The organism is Olivibacter sp. CPCC 100613, from assembly GCF_036959255.1.
GTDB lineage: Bacteria > Bacteroidota > Bacteroidia > Sphingobacteriales > Sphingobacteriaceae > Olivibacter.
The window spans coordinates 842,177-861,872 of sequence record NZ_JAWMTI010000001.1 but is presented as its reverse complement, the minus strand read 5'-3'; the positions used below and the strand labels follow the sequence as shown (position 1 = coordinate 861,872).

Below are 19,696 nucleotides of genomic sequence, written 5' to 3'. Positions count from 1 at the left end.
TCGGTTTTGGTTCTTTTTGCGGGAAAAATAACATAGCTTTACTGCATTGTCAGGGCATATACAGCAAAAGAAGCCAACCAATGTTCACCCATATAATCACCACTGGCAACATGCGGTAGGGCTGCTGCAAGGTGCTTATTTGCTAGGTTTATCAAAACGGTTTTATGCGCAGGTATATGATGAGCAATACCATATAAACACCAGGCCCGACTTAAATTCAAACCATCGAGGTGTACCAATTTACCATCCGTTCTGTCTGTCACGGTACCGGGAGCGAGCACCGTTTGACCATTGAATATGTCGGGTAAAAATTGCTCAACCCACGAAGCATAGTCTTTTTTGGGGAGGATGCGCCACATTAAATCCGCCTCCTCCAAACAAGGACTTAAAAAATCGGAGCCACCCGGTTCCCAGCTGATTGGGCAGCCGACATCATTCTTGTAAAAGCGTAACGCGGTCTCTTGTATAACATGAAGCAACGAATCATTCTTAGTTTCCATCCCATAGTCATAAGCCAAGGTGAGTCCAAAAGCCAAGTTACTGTGTTCTCCTACACGTATCGGGTAATTCATTTTGGGCAAATAATCTATATATAGACAGACCAATTGCTGTGCCAATAGCGCTAGGTTTTTACTTAACTCCTTGCCTAATGGATCGTCCCAGGACAACAACTCTTTCCGCAATTGTAGAAGCCATGCCCAGCCATATGTTCGCTCAAAGCCACGATGGGCCTCTTGCTTAAAAAGTTCCACTTCTGTCTGTATATTGGTGGCACTTAGGTTGCTGCGAAGCTTGGTACGAATTTCGGTCATTTCGGGAAGTTTAGGAAAGAGTTTCAACAATCTGACCAACATCCAATGACCATGTACGCTGCTGTGCCAGTCAAAACAACCATAAAAGGCCGGATGGTAATTCTTCGGTTTTGTTATTAACGTAGTATCCGAAAAAGTGACACCCGTTTTATAAGGAAACTCTTGCTGCATGCATTTAAGTGGTAATTTAGCTAGATGAGAGGCCCCTGCTGCGGTCAACACATATTTATCCTGTACTTCATTGTATAGTTTTTCTTGAGCGGATAGGACATTTGATAAGAATAATCCAAGGCAGAAGGATAGAAAAGATTTAAGTTTCATTATAACAATGGATTTTGTAAAAATTGAATATCGCATATATAAGGTAGAAATCAAATAAATTGGCGATGAAAAAGTATGAAGACGCTAAAATGCCTTTGAAAGTAATTGTAAATGAAAAAAAAGAAACTAATTCTTATCTTGGTAAATTGATGCTCAAGACGAGTTTAACTTAAGAATACATGCAAAAGAATCAGCTTTCTATGATACTATTAACGATTTTAGCCGCATGCGCAAACGATGAGAAAAACAAACCGTCCTATCGTTGGCCTGAACTTACAGCTCCCATCGCCGAAAAAAAAGAACATAAACGAATTATCCATGGAGACACGGTAATAGATAACTATTATTGGATGATTGATTACTTTAAAAAAGGGCCTGACAGCACGAAAGTAATTGACTATTTGAATGCCGAAAACAACTATTTGGATACCATGATGGGTGGGACCAAAAGGTTCCAGGAAACCCTATTCCAGGAAATGCGCGCACGTATAAAAGAAAAAGATGAATCGGTACCTTATTTTAGAAATGGGTATTTTTATTATACGAGGACTGAAGATGGGAAACAATACTTTAAATATTGCCGAAAGAAAGGGACCCTGGAGGCAGAAGAAGAAGTCTTGCTGGATGTAGACAAAATGGCGGTAGGGCATCCTTATTTCAGTGCGACAGGTTTCAGCGTCAGCCCTAACAATAAATTAATGGCTTTCGGTATCGATACAATATCTCGTCGGGAATACACCATCTTTGTCAAAAATCTGGAAACCGGCACACTTTATAAGGAAGAGATTAAGGGAACTACAGGTGCCGTTGCGTGGGCAAATGATAATAAGACCTTCTTTTATACCTCAAAAAACCCGGTGACGCTACTGACCGAAAAGATAAAAAAACATGAACTCGGCGTTGACACACGTAAAGACGAGACTGTTTATGAAGAGCAAGATAAGAGTAATTATATTGGGGTAGGAAGGGCTAAATCAGGTAAGTTCATTTATATTTATTCAGGGGCAACGACGAGTTCGGAAACCAGGTTTATCGACGCAGATCAACCGAATGATGCTTTTAAAGTTTTTCAGCTGCGGATGAAAGATGTATTATACGATGTGACTGCATTGGAAGATCGCTTTTTAATTGTGACAAATAAAGATGCCCTGAATTTCAAACTTATGGAGTGCCCTTTGGACGAAACCGGAGTCGAACATTGGAAAGAAGTGATTCCCCATCGGAAGGATGTGTTACTGGAAGGGGTAGATGAATTCAAAGATTTTATTGTAGTTTCAGAGCGGAGAGATGGACTAACTCAGTTGAATATCAGAAATCTGCGTACCGGAGAAGAACACTACCTCGATTTCGGTGAAGCAGCTTATACAGCCTATACCCAGGCAAATATGGAATATAATACTTCCACCGTTCGTTATGGCTATACGTCGCTTACAACACCGTCCTCTACTTTCGATTATGCAATGGGAGATAAAAATAAAACGCTGTTGAAGCAACAAGAAGTGCTTGGCGGTTATGATCAGGGAGACTATGTAACCGAACGCCTATATGCAACAGCGAGCGATGGTGTCCGGATTCCGATCTCATTGGTTTACAAAAAGGGTTTTAAGAAAAATGGGCAAGCTCCCTTACTCCTTTATGGCTATGGTTCTTACGGAGCATCGATGGATCCTACATTCAGTAGTACACGATTGAGCTTATTGAATCGCGGTTTCGTCTATGCGATCGCTCATATTCGAGGGGGCCAGGAAATGGGTAGACAATGGTATGAAGATGGTAAGATGATGAAAAAGGAAAACACTTTCAGCGATTTTATATGTTGCGGGAAACACCTTATCGATGAAAAATACACAAGTAAAGGACATTTATATGCGCAGGGGGGAAGCGCGGGTGGACTATTAATGGGTGCAGTGATGAATATGGCTCCTGAACTGTGGAACGGAATTATTGCACAAGTGCCTTTTGTTGATGTAGTAAACACAATGCTGGATGAGAGCATACCACTAACTACGAACGAATTTGAGGAATGGGGAAATCCAAAAAATAAAGACGCTTATTCCTATATGAAAAGCTATTCACCTTATGAAAACATTGAGGCGAAAGCTTATCCAAATTTGCTGGTAACCACGGGTTTGCATGATAGTCAAGTACAGTACTTTGAACCTGCAAAATGGGTGGCAAAACTGCGGGCGACTAAAACGGATAACAATGTACTATTGTTAAAAACGGATATGGACTTTGGCCACGGGGGTGCTTCGGGTAGATTTGATTATCTAAAAGATATTTCGCTGAACTACGCCTTTCTATTTACTCTGGAGGGTATCGTCGAGTAGTTTAGTTGTTGAGTAGTTCTTCACGGTTTTCCTACTCAACTATTTCACTACTTAACGTAAAAATTAGTCCGTCAATTCTCCTCTGATATTTACCTCCACCCACCGAGCCACTTCGCTCTGGCTTTCAAATTCGCCTTGAAGGTACATAAGCTTGGTTACGGCAGCTTCGAAGGTCATATCGAAACCACTTAGCACGCCCATTTCTTTAAGCCAGCGACTGGTTTCATATCGGCCAAGCTCAACAGAACCGACTTTACATTGGGAAATATTGACAATATTTTTTCCATTTTGTATAGCCCCGCGAAGCATGTCTAAGAACCAGGTAGCTGTAGTTGTATTGCCGGAACCGAAAGTTTCCATAATAACAGAACGTGCATCGGATTCTAGCACAGCCCTGACAACTTCTTGGCTGATGCCCGGGTATAATTTAAGGACTGAAATGGAGTTGTCGATTTTCGTATGTAAAGTAAAATCTTTACCCGTATTATTCATGAGTGCCGGCCTATTGTATTTCAAGTGCACTCCTGCCTCCACCAGTACGGGATAATTTGGCGATCGGAAGGCTTCAAACTTTGCCGAGTTGTATTTAAACGAACGATTTCCCCGGAATAATTTACTATCGAAATAGATGCAGACCTCCTGTATGAGAGAACGTCCATGCTTTTTGGCCGAGGCTATTTCCAAGGCTGTAATCAAATTTTCACGGGCGTCGGTTCGGATTTCGCCAATGGGTAATTGAGAACCCGAAAAAATAACGGGTTTTTGCAGGCCCTCTAACATAAAGCTTAAAGCGGAAGCAGAGAAGGCCATTGTATCCGATCCATGTAAGATCACAAAACCATCGTACAAGTCGTAGTTATCTTTGATAAGCGCTGCCATTTGTACCCATATGGCAGGCTGCATGTTGGACGAATCAATAATCGGATCAAAAGAATGAATCGATAAATTGTAATTTAAACGACTTAATTCAGGTACATTTTTATGTATAAGTTCGAAATTAAATGGAACAAAGCTTCCGGATGTCTCATCGGTAACCATTCCTATTGTTCCCCCGGTATATAATATCAGTATATTGTTCATGTAAATTAGCGTTGCATCTCTCTTTCAATAGAGCTTCTTTTCTTCTGGGTTCAAAGGCCTTGTAAACTTAGATAAATTCAATTCTTTTCACAAGTGTTCTTTTTGGCGTTGAGCTTCCTTCGTAATAAACAAAGGCCCCCCAACGGTCACTTAACAGAAGAAATATATTAAATCCCAAAAACGGTTTGTGCGTTCTGCGTAGTTCTATCTGCTACCTCCGCTATTGTTAGGCCGTGTATGTCTGCTACCTTCTGAGCTACGTGGATTAGATAACTGCTTTCATTTGGTTTTCCTCGAAAAGGAACAGGGGCCAGATAGGGTGCATCAGTCTCGAGTACAATATGTTCCAAATCTATTTGTTCAACCACTTTATCAAGACCGGCATTTTTAAACGTCACAACCCCACCAATACCTAAATAAAATCCAAGGGATATAGCCTGTTGTGCTTGTGCTAAGTTACCGGTAAAGCAATGAAAGATACCGAACAGCTTTTCGTCCTTTAGTTCTTCCAGTAGCGCGAATTGTTCCTCAAAAGCTTCACGACAATGAATAACAATAGGTAAATTACGTTCTTTTGCCCAAGTGACCTGTATTTTGAAGGCCTCTCGTTGTTGTGGAAGCGTTGTCTTATCCCAATAAAGATCAAGGCCTATTTCACCGATGGCTACCACTGTATTTGTCGATAGCGCTTCCTCAATGACGGTTAGTTCTTCCATAAAATTATCCTTTACACTACAAGGATGTAGACCCAACATCGGATAACATATGTCCGGATAACGACTGCATGTGCGGAATACTTTGTCGATCGATTCGCCATCGACATTTGGGAGAAATAGGCGGGTTATGTGATTTTCCTTACAACGCGCTATCTGCTCGTCTAATGCACGTCCCTCATGATAGTAAAGATGTGTATGCGTATCGGTAAGTTGCATATGGGCAAACATATATAAAAAAATTAAAGATTACCCGTTCCGAGCCGAACAAAAACAAAAAAGCCCATCGTTTTGTGATGGGCTCTGATCATTATTTCTTAGCAGTTGCCGGTGTGCTGGGCGCTGCAGCTGTTGGTGCCGGTTTTCCCTTTTGAGGAACAATATCCACGATTTCTACCGTGAAAGCTAATGGAGTGTAGGGTTGAATACCCATACTTCCATGTTCGCCATAAGCTAGTTTTGAAGGCAAAACCAACGTTGCTTTAGCACCTTTAGATAATAAAGCGAGGCCTTCATCCCAACCTGGAACAACAGCACCTACACCAATAGGAATTCGAATGGGATCGTATGGCTCGCGCATTTGGTTATATACATTTCCCTTTTTTGCGTCTTCTTTTACACTTGAATCGAAGATCTTTCCTCCCAAGAACTTACCGGTGTAATGTACGACAACGGTATCTCCCACGTTTGGTTTGTTTCCGGTGCCTTCCTTTTCAATCGCGTATTTGAGGCCTGAACCCGTTGTTTTTACCTCAAGACCATTTTTCTTAATATAAGTCTCGATCTTTCCAGCCTCTGCATTCTTCGCTTTATCGCGATCCTGCGCGATGTATTTTTCTACTTCTTGGTTGAAAACACTATCTGTAAGAGTACCTTTAGGGATTACTTTATTTATTTTGAAAGTATGTACAATATATTGTCCTTTAAAAGGAGGACGAGGTTGGCCGGTTTTGGCCACCATGGTGTCAATGTTTAACCTAAAAACAGCGCTATCGCCTTCGCCCAACATCGATAATGCCGTGAAAATATCGCCGGGATACATTGGTTTCTGCGTCGCTAAGTAAAAAGGTTGCTCCATTTCATAGCTACTATTGAGAACCGAATCACTTTCGGTAGAGATTACTGCTCCAAGGGAAACAAAATCGCCTTCTTTGATTTTGGTCTTTCCCTCTTCTTTTACAATTTTATACTGCATGCCTCCAGCACCGTCTTTGAAACTCTGGCATGACGTAGCTCCCAATCCTGTTAAAGCTGCCAAACCTAAAATAAGGGATGTTCTTTTCATTATTTGCTTTCTTTTACTGTTTTAAATTTTTCTGTATAAATTCTGTCAATTTTATTTTTTATTCTTTAGCAAGAAGTTGCTCCTTATAAGTGGGAAGAACCGCTTTAAATTTTTCGACTACTTGTTCCAAAGGAAGGCTGTCATGGCCGCCTGCTGCATTACGATGGCCTCCTCCGTTGAAATATTTTGCACAGATTTCATTTGCCGGAAATGTTCCGATAGAGCGCAAGGACAATTTGATTTGATTGGTGCGATCAATGATAAGGGCAGCCAGCTTAATACCACTGATCGACAAAGCATAATTTACTAAACCTTCGGTGTCTCCGGTAACGATATTAAAACGGGTTAAATCCTCTTTTGTTATAGCAAAATAAGCGGTATGATACTCATGAAGTACCACTAAGCGGTTAAGCAGGCAGAAGCCTAAAAACTTCAATCTATTTTCTGAAGAACTATTATATACGAATTCATGGATCTGTGCATTCTTTGCGCCCAACGAGATAAGATCGGCGATGGCTAGATGAATCTCTGCAGTGGTTGACTGAAAACGAAAGGATCCGGTGTCGGTCATAATACCGGTGTATAGACAGGTTGCAATATCCGGCGTAATAGATGCTCGGTCATCTAACAGATTCACAATGAAATCATATACGAGGTAGGCCGTTGCTGCTGACTCGGGATTCCAATGCCTGAACTGATCAAACCCTTCTGGATCCAAGTGATGGTCAATCATCATCTTGGTGGATCGGCTGGCAGCCAAAATGGATTGCATGTCATGCGTACGTGCAAGACCGTTAAAGTCTAAACAAAAAATTAAATCAGCCGCCGTAATCAAGCTATCTGCAAGAGGCTTATTTTCTGTGTAGATAATTGCTTCGTCCTGATGAGGCATCCAAGCTAAAAACGAGGGGTAATCGGACGGTACAATGAGTCTTACTTGATGTCCACGTGCTTTTAGCCATAATAACATAGCCAGTGACGATCCCAAAGCGTCGCCATCGGGTTTATAGTGAGTGGTTATAACTATACTTTTGGGTTCGGCTAATATTTGTTTCAGCGTGGTAATCGTTAACATGCAGTGTTTTAAAGAGTGCAAAGCTATTAAATTTTTTCCTAGATATTCAAAAGAAAAGTTCGTACTTGCATATATATGGACAATATTTCAAATAAGGAAATAAAGTGGACATAAAAGCTTATTTTTGCAAAAAAGAATTCAAATAGATGGCTACGAATAGAACTTTTACGATGATTAAACCCGATGCAGTTAACAATGGCTATATCGGAGCAATTTTAAACGACATTATTGAAGCTGGTTTCAAGATTGTGGCGATGAAGTATACACATTTAACCAGTGAAACAGCAGGTGCTTTTTATGCTGTACACAAAGAACGTCCCTTCTATAAAGATTTAGTGGGCTTTATGAGTTCAGGACCTATTGTGGCTGCTATTTTGGAGAAGGATAACGCGGTGGAAAATTTTCGAAAATTGATAGGTGCTACTGATCCTGCAAAGGCAGAAGCTGGAACCATCAGAAATAAATATGCAAAATCAATCGAGGCGAATGCCGTGCACGGATCCGATTCAGATGAAAATGCCGCTATTGAAGGAGGCTTTTTCTTTTCAGCTTTGGAGCAACACTAACAGCGTGGATATGGTACAAGTATTGAAGGCTTAGGGCGCAAGAATGAAGTGTTTCGTCCTATGCCTTCAACCTTTCTCCCTCTTCTTTTATCTCAATTGGGTTCTATAGCGTTTGATCGTTTCTTCCAGCCCTAGATAGAGAGCATCTGCAATTAATGCGTGTCCTATGCTGACTTCAAGCAGTTGTGGGATTTGCGTATAGAAATAATGAAGGTTCTGTAAGTCGAGATCATGGCCGGCGTTTAATCCTAATCCTAATTCTACGGCAAGTTTAGCGGCTTCAACGTAGGGGCGAATGGCCTCAGCAGGACTCTTATGATAGTTCGTGGCATAAGCCTCCGTGTATAACTCAATACGATCTGTGCCCGTATCGGCTGCTGCCTCCACCATTTTAGGATCTGGATCAACAAAAATAGAAACCCGTATACCGGCTTCTTTAAAAAGAGTCGACATTTCCCTTAAATAGGATTGGTTGGCGATGGTATCCCAACCATGATTTGACGTTATTTGTCCTTGTTCGTCGGGAACAAGAGTCACTTGCGTGGGCTTATTAGCAAGCACCAAATCTACAAATTTTTTCTCCCGGCAATTTCCTTCTATGTTAAATTCTGTCGCAATAGCCGCTTTCAAATCATAGACATCCTGATAACGTATGTGTCTTTCGTCAGGCCGCGGATGTACAGTAATTCCTTCCGCGCCGAATTTTTCGCAATCAAGCGCGACTTGCAATACATTTGGATTATTACCCCCACGGCTGTTTCTTAAGGTTGCTACTTTATTGATGTTAACAGAAAGCTTCGTCATATCATATCGTTACTATTAGGCAAACATAGAGAATGTTGCTTTCAAATGCAAAGCTCCAGGCCAAAACGGTCTTCTACTTCACTAGTTAGATTGTAATCTGAATGTCACAAGCCTATTGTTATTTAGAATGATTAAAAATAACTTTATATTTGTGTATTCAAAAGAACGAGAACAGTTTGAATATTTCAAAAAGCCCTGTTTAGCCATGCTTGGAGGCATGGCTAAAGCAGGCACAATCCCCAGCAATATGTGTAATACAAGGATACTATGTCAAACAGCAAGAACAACAGTTAGTCAATGTACAGAATGTGGCATGTTCTTCATTTGGCATCATAACATCCTGTTGAATTTTAAGCAAAAGGAATTTTATTTGTTTTTAACGCATATAAAGAAATATGTATTTCAGCAACGTTCGATCTGTTTCCCAGATGGAGAGTATAGATTGCTAATGCATTCTGCAGCAGAAGAAATTAGTATGGCATTTACAGAAGAAGAATGGGAAGATATAAAGGAGGTGTTAACGGAAGCGGCTTATTTGGCCAATGTTTATGCCATTTTAAAAGGAACGCCGTAAAGAAAATAGGAGCCCCTTGAGCTCCTATTTAATATAGTGTTTTATTAATATCGATAATGATCGGGTTTGTAGGGGCCGTCAACCGTTACACCGATATAAGCAGCCTGTTCATCCGAAAGCTCATCGAGCTCTACGCCAATTTTTGCTAGATGCAGGCGTGCGACCTTCTCATCCAGGTGTTTGGGTAGGGTATAAACCTTGTTTTCATATTGTGCAGTATTGGTCCAAAGTTCAATTTGGGCCAAGGTCTGGTTGGTGAAAGAGTTGCTCATCACAAAAGAAGGATGGCCTGTTGCACAACCCAGATTCACTAAGCGCCCTTCCGCCAGTAAAATAATATCCTTTCCGTCAAGGGTATATTTATCTACTTGCGGTTTAATTTCAATCTTGGTATGTCCATAGTTTTTATTTAACCAAGCAACGTCAATTTCATTATCAAAATGACCGATATTACATACAATAGCTTTATCTTTCATTAACGGAAAATGCTCGCCGCGGACAATATCCTTATTGCCGGTTGTTGTCACAATGATATCTGCTTCTTTAACCGCATTCGCGAATTTTTTTACTTCGTAACCTTCCATTGCCGCTTGCAAAGCACAGATCGGATCTATTTCGGTAACTATAACCCGAACCCCCGCACTACTAAGCGATTCGGCAGATCCCTTACCCACGTCACCGTAACCGGCTACAACGGCTACTTTTCCAGCGAGCATCAAGTCGGTAGCTCTACGAATGGCATCAACTAAAGACTCGCGGCAACCGTATTTATTGTCGAATTTAGATTTGGTTACGGAATCATTAACATTAATAGCAGGCAAATGAAGGGTTCCTTTCTTCATGCGTTCGTACAAACGATGTACCCCTGTAGTGGTTTCTTCCGATAATCCTTTGATGCCTTTAATTAATTCAGGGTACTTGTCGAATACCATATTTGTTAGGTCTCCTCCATCATCTAAGATCATATTGAGAGGTTTTCGTTCTTCACCGAAAAACAAGGTTTGCTCTATACACCAATCAAATTCTTCAGCACTTAGGCCTTTCCATGCGTAAACCGAGATACCGGCTGCTGCAATGGCGGCGGCTGCGTGGTCTTGGGTTGAAAATATATTACAAGACGACCAGCTTACTTCTGCACCTAATGCAACCAATGTTTCGATTAACACAGCGGTCTGTATTGTCATGTGCAAACAACCTGCTATACGAGCACCTGCTAAAGGCTTAGATGCTCCATATTCTTCTCGGAGGGCCATTAAACCAGGCATTTCCGCTTCTGCTAATTCGATTTCTTTACGCCCCCATTCGGCTAGGCTAATATCCTTAACCTTATAGGGTACATACGTTGTCTCTACTGATGACATAGTTTATAAATATAAATTGTTAACGATCTGAATAACCCCCTTGTGGAGTATGCATTATTCATGTTAATAGCAAAACAAAGGTACTAACTATTTGGGAGGATTTGTGTTTCCAAGGGGTAATATTACGTTTCGGATAACTTATTGATCGTAGAAGGGAAAAATAAATGGTATGGCAAAAAAATGTTAAAAATTTTTAAGTAGTATTTGAATATACGAAACTCTTCGTATATTTGATTACGAAATGTTTCGTAATAAGTGTAGCATGCTGCAGTACGATGATGTAAACAGAAAGGCTGATGAAAACGATAAAACCCACAGAGAGCGAACTGGAAATACTAAAAATTTTATGGGAGCATGGCGATTGTACCGTTAGGCAGGTACATGAGCACATTTCTCCAGACAAAGAAGTAGGGTATACCACGATGCTAAAACTAATGCAAATCATGCATACAAAAGGTTTGGTAGAACGGGATGAAAGTAGTAAAACCCATATCTACCGAGCCCTTGTAAGTCGAGATGCAGCAGAACAGCAGCTGGTCAATAAATTTATAAAAGATTTATTCGATGGTTCAGCGGCGCGTTTGGTTATGCAGGCTTTGGGTAACCATCGCGCAAGCAATTCTGAGCTGGAAAAAATAAGGGAGTTATTAAATGATTTAGAAAATAAAAAATAAAGAAAATGAATTTAGCACCTTTAATTTATGCACTTGGCTGGAGCTTACTTCACTCGCTATGGCAAGGCGCCTTATTAGCGGGGATGGCTTATGTGCTGGTGTCAGTTTTTTATTTGTCCTCAAAGGAAAAAGTAAATCTACTGTTTTCTTTTTTAGGCCTCCTATTGATTGCTTTCATCGGTACTTTTATAAGCTATTTGCCGGACACTCCCATCATTGATGCAGCTGAGCATACGACTCCGATTGCTATTACCGGGATAACTCCAATGGGAAAAAATAGCAATACCATTTTAATGTTAGAGCATTATTTTCCGCACCTAGCGGTTTTCTATCTATTGGGACTTTGTTTTCAGATTGCCGTTTTAGTGGGGGGCTACGTGGGAATTGCTCGTCTAAGAAAGTCGAATAAAGTGGAGGTTCCGAAACCTTGGTTGATCGTATATAACTCATTAATCAAAAGGATGGCAATCCGTAAGAAAATCGGTTTTTACCTTTCCGAAAAAGTGGACGTTCCTACGGTGATCGGTTATTTTAAACCCATTATTTTATTTCCGGTTGCTGCGTTATCTGCATTGGACCTGAAACAGGTGGAAACAATACTAATACACGAGCTTAGCCATATCCGAAGAAATGATTATGTACTTAACCTATTAAAATGTATGGTGGAAGCGATCTTGTTCTTTAATCCCTTCGTGCGGGTTCTGAGTAGCATGCTTGAAAAGGAAAGGGAATATACTTGCGATGATGAGGTGTTAAATTACGGCGGGGACGCCATGGTGTATGCCTATGCATTATTATCACTCGAAAGTATTCGTACTAAAAAACTATCTACACTTGCCCTAGGTGCTTTTGACGACAAAGAGCACTTGCTTCAACGAATTAAAAGAATTACACTTATGAAAACAACCACATTAAATGTGCGCCATAAACTTAGTGCACTGGCACTTCTAATTGCAGGTGTCTTCGGATTAGCTTGGATTAACCCGTCAAATGACAGCATTCCTAACCCACCCAAAGCACCGGCACCAGCGGAAGTGAAGCCTTCAGCTCCAGCTTTGCCTGTACCTCCCGCGAGTCCTTCTGCTGAAATTTTGGCTCCACTAGCTCCTTTACCTCCGCTTGCAGCTCCTTTAAACAAACAGGATACGCTTAAACAGCACGACACCCCTAAAGATAATGCCGTAGATTCCTCGGTGGATTACCAACATGATTTAGATGCCTTTTTTTCATCGAAAGAGTGGCAAGACTATCAAAAGGAATTGCAACTGAATGCCAACGAAATTGGGAAGCAAGCACAAGAACTAAACAAGCATTTCGATTCGCCTGAGTGGAAACAATGTCAAGAAGAATTGACGAAGAATAGTGCCGAAATTGCTCAACATAATAAAGCTATTACAAGCTTTTTTGAATCCCCTGAATGGAAAGCGAGCATGAAAAATGTTCAGGAAAAGGCAGCACAACTGGGAAGATTGGCGATGAAAGGTGATTCCACTTATTTTGAATCCCCCGAGTGGAAAGCAAAGGAAAGAGAGCTAGCGGAAAGCAGTAAGAAGATGGAAGCGCTTTCAAAACAAATGCAATTAAAAATGCACAGCTCGGAAATGCAAGCAAAAGAAAAGGCTTTGGAGGCAAGAGCATCCGCGTTAAGTCAACAAATGGTTGCATTAAGCACGAAAATAGAAACACCTGAATTCAAAGCCAAGCAAGAAGCTTTGCGAAAAAAAGCGGAAGAACTAACGAAGCGTGGTGCACGCTTTGATACGATCATTAAACAATTGGATCGCTTGTCGATTCCCCGCTTCGAATAATAATGACAATGTATTGAAAGAGTTCTATTGTCTAAACCGTTGGCTTCAACTATCTTTGTATTCTTTTAATAACGTAAAAAACAAACGATATGTATCCAGAATATTTAGTTGAACCTATGCGCAAAGAGTTGACAGCCGTGGGTTTCGAAGAACTTAAAACACCCGAAGAGGTTGACTCGGCGATTAACAGTGACGGAACTGTTTTTGTCGTTGTGAACTCAGTTTGTGGTTGTGCTGCAGCAAATGCACGCCCAGCAGCGAAGGCGGCCATTCAAAACGAGAAAAAGCCAGCTAAGATTGTGACCGTTTTTGCCGGTATGGAGAAAGATGCTGTTGATAAGGCTCGAAACTATATGTTACCTTATCCACCTTCTTCACCATCGATGGCTTTGTTTAAGGATGGTAAATTGGTGCACATGATTGAGCGGCATCATATTGAAGGAAGACCTGCTCAAATGATTGCCGATAATCTGATTGCTGCCTTCAATGAATATTGCTAAGAATCAATAAAATAAATAGCTTATTTATTAAAAAGGCCCTTAATTACAATGAGGGCCTTTTTAGTGTAAGATGCAAAAGCAGAGCAATTACACATCCTCATTTAAGAGATGCTCGAGCTCCTCGTGGCTGATATTCATATTGACGTTTCCCTGTTTGGCGTAAGAAATTTCACCGGTTTCTTCAGACACAATTACGGCGACAGCATCACTCATCTCGGTGACCCCGATCCCGGCACGGTGCCGAAGCCCAAATTGCAGTGGAAGATCTTCACTGTCTGAAAGCGGTAAGATGCAGCTTGCCGTTTTTATTCTAAAGTCTACAATAACCAAAGCGCCATCATGTAAAGGACTATTTTTATGAAAAATACTTTCCAATAAACGTTTCGAAATCTCGGCATCGATAAATTCTCCACTATTTTGGTAATACTCCTCGTCAAAAAACTTCGAGAAGACAATTAACGCGCCTGTTCGCGATTTTGCCATACTTCTACAAGCATCAATGATCGGCTTCAGGCGAGCAGTGTTGTCCTTTTCGATTTCTTTCTTTCCCAAAAAAAGCGACCACAGCTTGCGGTTGCGTCGAAAGCTGATGTTTTTCCCGATATGGATTAAGAACCGTCTAATTTCTTGTTGAAAGACAACGATTAACGCAATGGACCCCACACTGATAAAGCCACCGAATATTTCCGTAAGCAATCGCATTTGCGATTGCTTAACCACTAGATAGGCTAAGTAAATAATGAATAAACCAATGAGGATATTCACCGCAATTGTTCCACGGATAAGATTGTAGATGTAATAGATGATGATAGCTACCAGAAAGATATCAATTACATCCAATAGTCGGATGTTGAAAAAGCTAAAATCAATATTGCCCATAACATCCGCAAGTTATAAATTTTTTTCCTTAGCCTGATAGGGCGAACTGATTTTCGCTTGATCGTTGCTTAGCGTTGACCATTGTAATAATTAGCAATACGTTGCCTCAATTGCCATTCATATTGCGCAACTACCAACCCGATATTTGCTTGGTCGTATTTGGTTTTTTGAAGAAGAAACTCCACGGAGTTAATATCGCCCGCCTCAAAACGAACTTCTGCTACACGGAACGATTCTTTATATGCTTCTACCTGTTGACGTAATTCCAAATATTTTTCTTTCGCGGTTTGTAGATTAATCAATACCTGTGCGGTTTGCTGTTGCAGGTTATTCTCTGTATTTTCAAGATCTATTTCGGCGTTTCTTAATTCAAGTTTGGCTCGAGATACATTAATTCGTCTTCTGAAGCCGTCTAGAATCGGGATGCTTAGCGTTAAACCAGCCCCTTTTCCTAAGTTATCTTGAATTTGATCCATATAGGTTCCTCTGTCTCTGTCCGCATTTGAATATCGACTTGATAAATTTGCACCGAGCGATAGGGATGGAAAATATAAAGAACGGGTTGCTTTTAGTTGGTATTCAGCACTCTCTTTCCAGAATTGGGCCGCTTTTAATGTTCCGAGTGAGGAAGCTGCTTTATCATAAAGCGTCTCTTGGCTTAAGGATGCGCTGGAAACATCGGGAAGCTGGTTGATTGGTTCGAATGAAAGCGCTTGGCTATAAGGAATATTTAGTAAAGCGGTTAACGTTATGATATTTGTTCTAAGGGTATTTTCACCGGTCAACACGGTAATCTGGTCTCCCGAAAACTGCCCTTTGACGTCATAGTATTCGCCCGGGGCAATTGCGCCATCTTTATTGAGCAGCGCCAACCGTTCCAATTGCTTTTGTGTAACATCCCGCTGTTGTTTATATTGATCAAGTGCGTCATTCGCCGTAATAACTTGTAAATAAGCCAGTATAACATCCATCGTTAAATTGTCTTTTATCCGCTGCTCATCCATTTGTGTTGCTTGATAAGCGAAGGCTTGTTGACGAATGGTTCGGAGCAGGTTAAGACCGTTGAACAGAACGAGGTTTGTACTTAAATTCTGATTTCCCGAAGTTATATTTTGAGAAACGATGGCGTTGGTGATCGGATCTGTAGAAAAGCCCGTGTTAATATTATGGTTCAAAGTCCCGCTCAGCGTTGGCAGTAAAGCCGCTTTCGCCTGTTTTAAATCTAAAGAGGCTGCTTGGCTACTATTGGCACTTTTCTGGGCGTCTGCATTGTTTTTAAGCGCTAATGCGATACACTCCTCTAGATTATAGTGTGTTTTAACGGAATCTTGGCCACGAGCAAATAATGGAAATATATATAGAAAAAACAATAAAGCTCTTGTTAGTGTATTCATGTAAAATTTATTATGCCAACAGAATACACAGGATAAGCCAAAATCTTATCTGTTTTATTTACAAGCGGTTATTAAAAGAGAGGGGGTGTTATACGTTCGGAAACGGGCATTAGGTGTTCGTTTTCGTACAGTAGGTTATTTCAATTAATCGCTTCTCGTTTTTTTGTAACGGATAAATCAAGGGGTAGATCTAGGGCTTATAGTCTTATATCAACGGCCTGCTCTAAGTCAATCTCCTTTTCCCACTTGGCGATTACGACTGTGGCGGCTGTATTACCGATAATATTAGTTAATGCTCTGGCTTCGCTCATAAAACGGTCAATACCAAAAACCAGCGCAACGGATTCTACGGGAACATGGCCGACCATCGGGAGTGTAGCGGCTAAAATGATGAACCCGCTACCGGTTACACCTGCTGCACCTTTTGATGTGAGTAGCAGCACTAGCAAAAGTGTTAGCTGTTGATTGAAGTTCATGTGCATATTAAGGGCCTGTGCAATAAAGATTGCCGCCATGGTTAGGTATATTGATGTGCCGTCCAAATTGAAAGAATAGCCTGTTGGAATAACCAAGCCTACTACCGGCTTGGAGCAACCTGCCTTTTCCAGTTTTTGCATAATGCCCGGGAGTGCAGATTCAGACGAAGAAGTGCCTAAAACAATCAGTAGCTCTTCTTTGATGTACTTTAAAACTTTCCATATGCTGAAGCCATTAAAATAGAGGACCGCTCCCACGATCAGAAAAATAAAGATGAGACAAGTTAGATAGAAACAGAGCATCAGCATACCCAACTTTGCGAGCGAACCAAGGCCATATTTACCAATCGTAAAACCCATTGCGCCCAGGGCACCTATGGGAGCAGCGCGCATGATAATCTTGATAACCGCGAAAATTCCGTTTAGGAAAGATTGTAAAACAGTCATCACAGGTTCAGCCGATTTCCCTATTTTAGAAAGGCCGAAACCAAGTAAAATGGCAAAAAATAACACCTGTAATAAATCGCCTTCAGCCAATGCTCCAATAACGTTATCTGGAATAATGTGCAATAGAAAGTCCTTTAGGCTGTCCTGATGTTTGCTCTGCGTGATATAAGTTTCAACGGTTGAGGTGTCCAACGAAGCGGGGTCGATATTCATTCCCGTTCCGGGTTGCAAAATGTTTACGATGGCTATTCCTAAAAGGAGCGCAATTGTGGTCATTACTTCAAAATAGATAATGGCGGTTAAGCCTACTTTACCTACTTTCTTCACATTCTGCATGCCGGCAATTCCCAACACGACTGTGCAAAAGATAAGCGGCGCAATAATCATTTTTACCAATTTAATGAAGCCATCGCCCAAAGGTTTGAGCGATTCACCTACGCTAGGGTAAAAATGACCGACTATTATGCCGATAATGATAGCAACAATTACCTGAAAATATAGATTTCTCGATAAATTTCTCATAAGAGCGGTTGGATCTACCTGTTTTAGGAATACGTAAAATTTTTTGGCAATATAAACAAAAAAGGGAGTAAAACTTTATAGATTTAACCCTGTTTCATTGGAGGGATATTTATGCACAGCTATATTATTGGGATCTGGTTTTTATTATTTATAAGCGCCTCTGAACTGAAAGCGCAGCCATTTGCGTCGGGCTTCAGTAAACAGGAATATCAAACCTTGTTGCGCATTTCTTCTTCCCAGAGCGATACGTTAAAACCCGGGCCAAATTATTTGGAACCGCCGACTGATTATGAACGGATTTATCGATCTCCTGAGCTGGGCTTAAAAAACCGATGGGATTTTTGGCTTAGCCGTGATAAACGAATAATGGTCGTCTCGCTTCGTGGAACTATTAATGACCCGGTAAGCTGGTTGGAGAATTTTTATTCCGCAATGGTTCCTGCAAAAGGAGAAATACAATTGAATGATAGTACAACCTTTACTTACACGTTCTCAAAAAATCCGAAGGCGACCGTTCATGCCGGCTGGACCGTTGGAATTGCCTATTTGGCACCTGATATCCTTGCGCAACTGACAGAACAGTATAAAAAGGGGACGAAGCAATTAATCGTTATGGGACATAGCCAAGGAGGAGCTTTAGCGTTCTTATTAACCTCTTATCTACGATATCAGATAGAAGAAAAGCGATTACCGGCAGATTTACTTATTAAGACCTATTGCAGTGCTGCGCCAAAACCCGGTAACTTATTTTATGCTTACGATTATGATTTCATCACAAGAGGCGGCTGGGCTTTTAATGTGGTGAATGCTGTCGATTGGGTGCCGGAAACACCTTTTTCATTGCAAACCTTAGAAGATTTTAATCAGTTAAATCCATTTGGTAGTATTGATCAAGTATTAAATAAGCAAAAACCGTTCTATGTTCGGTGGTACCTAAAGCGCGCTTTTAACAAACTGGATAAATCAAGCAAGAAAGCAAGAAAGAATTTTGAAAAGTATTTGGGAAAGACACTGTTTAAGCAAATTCACAAAACGCTGCCACAGTTGAAAGAACCCGTCTATGCAGAAACGATGAATTATATGCGGGCCGGAGTTCCTATTGTCCTCCAACCCGACTCAGCTTATTATAAATTATACCCGGATACGGGAAAAAATGTCTTCGTACACCATGCTTTGAAGGCTTATGCAACACTTTTGGAACGATATTAACATAAAATCTGTGTATATCGTTTAGCATGGGATGACCCTCTTTTAATGAGAATAGCTTTATTTTACAATTTGTCCATCCAGTAGCTCGATAATTCGGTTACCGTACTCCGCATTTTTTTCTGAGTGCGTCACCTGTATAATTGTCACGCCATCTTCCTCATTCAACTGCTTGAATAAATCCATAATTTCCTCTCCCTGTTTCGAATTTAGGTTACCCGTTGGTTCATCCGCAAGGAGCAGTTTAGGACTTGTTGCCAGCGCACGGGCAATGCCGACAAGTTGTTGTTGTCCGCCCGAAAGTTGAGCAGGGAACAGATCTTTTTTGCCAACAATTCCGAAACGATCTATTAAGTCGGCCACAATTGCTTTTCTTTCGCTGCCCTTTAAATTTTTATAAATCAAGGGCGTTTCAATGTTTTCGTAAACGGTGAGCTCATCAATCAGATGATAAGCCTGAAATACGAAACCGATATGCTCTTTATAAAGCGCGGAACGTTGTTTTTCCTTCAGGTGTAAAACTTCTTCTCCGAGCAATTGATAGCTGCCTTCATTCGGTTCATCCAGCAGCCCAAGAACGTGCAGTAAGGTTGATTTTCCAGAACCGGATGGTCCCATGATCGACACAAATTCACCTTCGTTAATTGTAAGATGGATATCCTTTAACACAAACGAACGGTTGCCGCCCACGTTATACCATTTAAAGATGTTGCTAAGTTGAATCATCGTCTTTTTTGGTGTAAGTTAAAAAGTAAAAATTAAAAAACTAAAAGTTTGTCCCTGAAGGACGCATTAATATCTTATAAACCGGTATCAATAATTAAAAGAATCTCCCTTTGGACCTTAAACCCATGTTCCCTTCTTGAAGC

At 40.9% G+C, this 19,696-nt stretch carries 18 protein-coding genes; 7 read left to right on the top strand and 11 right to left on the bottom strand.

Translation table 11 applies throughout. The features are described 5' to 3' along the window. Positions 1 to 38 precede the first annotated feature (38 nt). Positions 39 to 1,133, bottom strand: coding sequence for a DUF2891 domain-containing protein (locus tag RYH73_RS03270; protein ID WP_335311833.1), 1,095 nt, complete (start codon positions 1,131 to 1,133; stop codon positions 39 to 41). A 179-nt stretch (positions 1,134 to 1,312) separates the two neighbouring features. On the opposite strand from RYH73_RS03270, the gene RYH73_RS03265 reads away from it, so the two are divergent. Beyond that, the gene (locus RYH73_RS03265; RefSeq protein WP_335311832.1) at positions 1,313 to 3,463 is read left to right on the top strand and encodes a S9 family peptidase; all 2,151 of its coding nucleotides are present in this window, start codon (positions 1,313 to 1,315) and stop codon (positions 3,461 to 3,463) included. Between the two features lie 63 nt (positions 3,464 to 3,526). Here RYH73_RS03265 and RYH73_RS03260 read toward each other — a convergent pair whose 3' ends face one another. The 4 genes from RYH73_RS03260 to RYH73_RS03245 all read right to left on the bottom strand — a co-directional run bounded on the left by RYH73_RS03260 (position 3,527) and on the right by RYH73_RS03245 (position 7,616). Next, entirely contained in the window at positions 3,527 to 4,543 is a 1,017-nt protein-coding gene (locus RYH73_RS03260; RefSeq protein WP_335311831.1) for an asparaginase, read from the bottom strand. A 167-nt stretch (positions 4,544 to 4,710) separates the two neighbouring features. Beyond that, the gene (locus RYH73_RS03255; RefSeq protein WP_335312591.1) at positions 4,711 to 5,475 is read right to left on the bottom strand and encodes a TatD family hydrolase; all 765 of its coding nucleotides are present in this window, start codon (positions 5,473 to 5,475) and stop codon (positions 4,711 to 4,713) included. Between the two features lie 91 nt (positions 5,476 to 5,566). Then, positions 5,567 to 6,541 (bottom strand): FKBP-type peptidyl-prolyl cis-trans isomerase, encoded by a 975-nt coding sequence (locus RYH73_RS03250; RefSeq protein WP_335311830.1) that lies wholly within the window; start codon positions 6,539 to 6,541, stop codon positions 5,567 to 5,569. 58 nt (positions 6,542 to 6,599) lie between these two features. After that, positions 6,600 to 7,616, bottom strand: coding sequence for a DHH family phosphoesterase (locus RYH73_RS03245; protein ID WP_335311829.1), 1,017 nt, complete (start codon positions 7,614 to 7,616; stop codon positions 6,600 to 6,602). 146 nt (positions 7,617 to 7,762) lie between these two features. On the opposite strand from RYH73_RS03245, the gene RYH73_RS03240 reads away from it, so the two are divergent. Beyond that, positions 7,763 to 8,182, top strand: a complete 420-nt coding sequence (locus tag RYH73_RS03240; protein ID WP_335311828.1) for a nucleoside-diphosphate kinase — start codon at positions 7,763 to 7,765, stop codon at positions 8,180 to 8,182. A gap of 87 nt (positions 8,183 to 8,269) precedes the next feature. Here the strand turns inward: RYH73_RS03240 and RYH73_RS03235 are convergent, their stop codons facing one another. Then, positions 8,270 to 8,986 carry a pyridoxine 5'-phosphate synthase gene (locus tag RYH73_RS03235; RefSeq protein WP_335311827.1) on the bottom strand — a complete coding sequence of 239 codons (717 nt, stop codon included), beginning with the start codon at positions 8,984 to 8,986 and terminating at the stop codon, positions 8,270 to 8,272. 151 nt (positions 8,987 to 9,137) lie between these two features. Here RYH73_RS03235 and RYH73_RS03230 point away from each other — a divergent pair, with 151 nt between their 5' ends. After that, positions 9,138 to 9,560, top strand: coding sequence for a DUF6686 family protein (locus RYH73_RS03230; RefSeq protein ID WP_335311826.1), 423 nt, complete (start codon positions 9,138 to 9,140; stop codon positions 9,558 to 9,560). A gap of 44 nt (positions 9,561 to 9,604) precedes the next feature. Here the strand turns inward: RYH73_RS03230 and ahcY are convergent, their stop codons facing one another. Then, positions 9,605 to 10,921, bottom strand: a complete 1,317-nt coding sequence (ahcY, locus tag RYH73_RS03225) for an adenosylhomocysteinase (RefSeq protein ID WP_335311825.1) — start codon at positions 10,919 to 10,921, stop codon at positions 9,605 to 9,607. 296 nt (positions 10,922 to 11,217) lie between these two features. On the opposite strand from ahcY, the gene RYH73_RS03220 reads away from it, so the two are divergent. From RYH73_RS03220 to RYH73_RS03210, 3 genes are all read left to right on the top strand, one after another. Continuing rightward, the gene (locus tag RYH73_RS03220; RefSeq protein WP_335311824.1) at positions 11,218 to 11,595 is read left to right on the top strand and encodes a BlaI/MecI/CopY family transcriptional regulator; all 378 of its coding nucleotides are present in this window, start codon (positions 11,218 to 11,220) and stop codon (positions 11,593 to 11,595) included. 5 nt (positions 11,596 to 11,600) lie between these two features. Further along, the gene (locus RYH73_RS03215) at positions 11,601 to 13,403 is read left to right on the top strand and encodes a M56 family metallopeptidase (RefSeq protein WP_335311823.1); all 1,803 of its coding nucleotides are present in this window, start codon (positions 11,601 to 11,603) and stop codon (positions 13,401 to 13,403) included. A gap of 89 nt (positions 13,404 to 13,492) precedes the next feature. After that, entirely contained in the window at positions 13,493 to 13,903 is a 411-nt protein-coding gene (locus RYH73_RS03210; protein WP_335311822.1) for a BrxA/BrxB family bacilliredoxin, read from the top strand. 87 nt (positions 13,904 to 13,990) lie between these two features. Here RYH73_RS03210 and cdaA read toward each other — a convergent pair whose 3' ends face one another. The 3 genes from cdaA to RYH73_RS03195 all read right to left on the bottom strand — a co-directional run bounded on the left by cdaA (position 13,991) and on the right by RYH73_RS03195 (position 17,621). After that, complete coding sequence (gene cdaA / locus RYH73_RS03205; protein ID WP_335311821.1) at positions 13,991 to 14,782, bottom strand: diadenylate cyclase CdaA; 792 nt, start codon at positions 14,780 to 14,782, stop codon at positions 13,991 to 13,993. Between the two features lie 68 nt (positions 14,783 to 14,850). Further along, a complete protein-coding gene (locus tag RYH73_RS03200; RefSeq protein ID WP_335311820.1) occupies positions 14,851 to 16,176 on the bottom strand; it encodes a TolC family protein in 1,326 nt (441 codons plus the stop codon). Between the two features lie 197 nt (positions 16,177 to 16,373). After that, positions 16,374 to 17,621 carry a dicarboxylate/amino acid:cation symporter gene (locus RYH73_RS03195; protein WP_335311819.1) on the bottom strand — a complete coding sequence of 416 codons (1,248 nt, stop codon included), beginning with the start codon at positions 17,619 to 17,621 and terminating at the stop codon, positions 16,374 to 16,376. Positions 17,622 to 17,732: 111 nt separating this feature from the next. Here RYH73_RS03195 and RYH73_RS03190 point away from each other — a divergent pair, with 111 nt between their 5' ends. Further along, positions 17,733 to 18,830 (top strand): lipase family protein, encoded by a 1,098-nt coding sequence (locus tag RYH73_RS03190; RefSeq protein ID WP_335311818.1) that lies wholly within the window; start codon positions 17,733 to 17,735, stop codon positions 18,828 to 18,830. A gap of 57 nt (positions 18,831 to 18,887) precedes the next feature. On the opposite strand, the gene RYH73_RS03185 is transcribed toward RYH73_RS03190, so the two are convergent. Beyond that, a complete protein-coding gene (locus tag RYH73_RS03185; RefSeq protein ID WP_335311817.1) occupies positions 18,888 to 19,553 on the bottom strand; it encodes an ABC transporter ATP-binding protein in 666 nt (221 codons plus the stop codon). Positions 19,554 to 19,696: the final 143 nt, after the last annotated feature.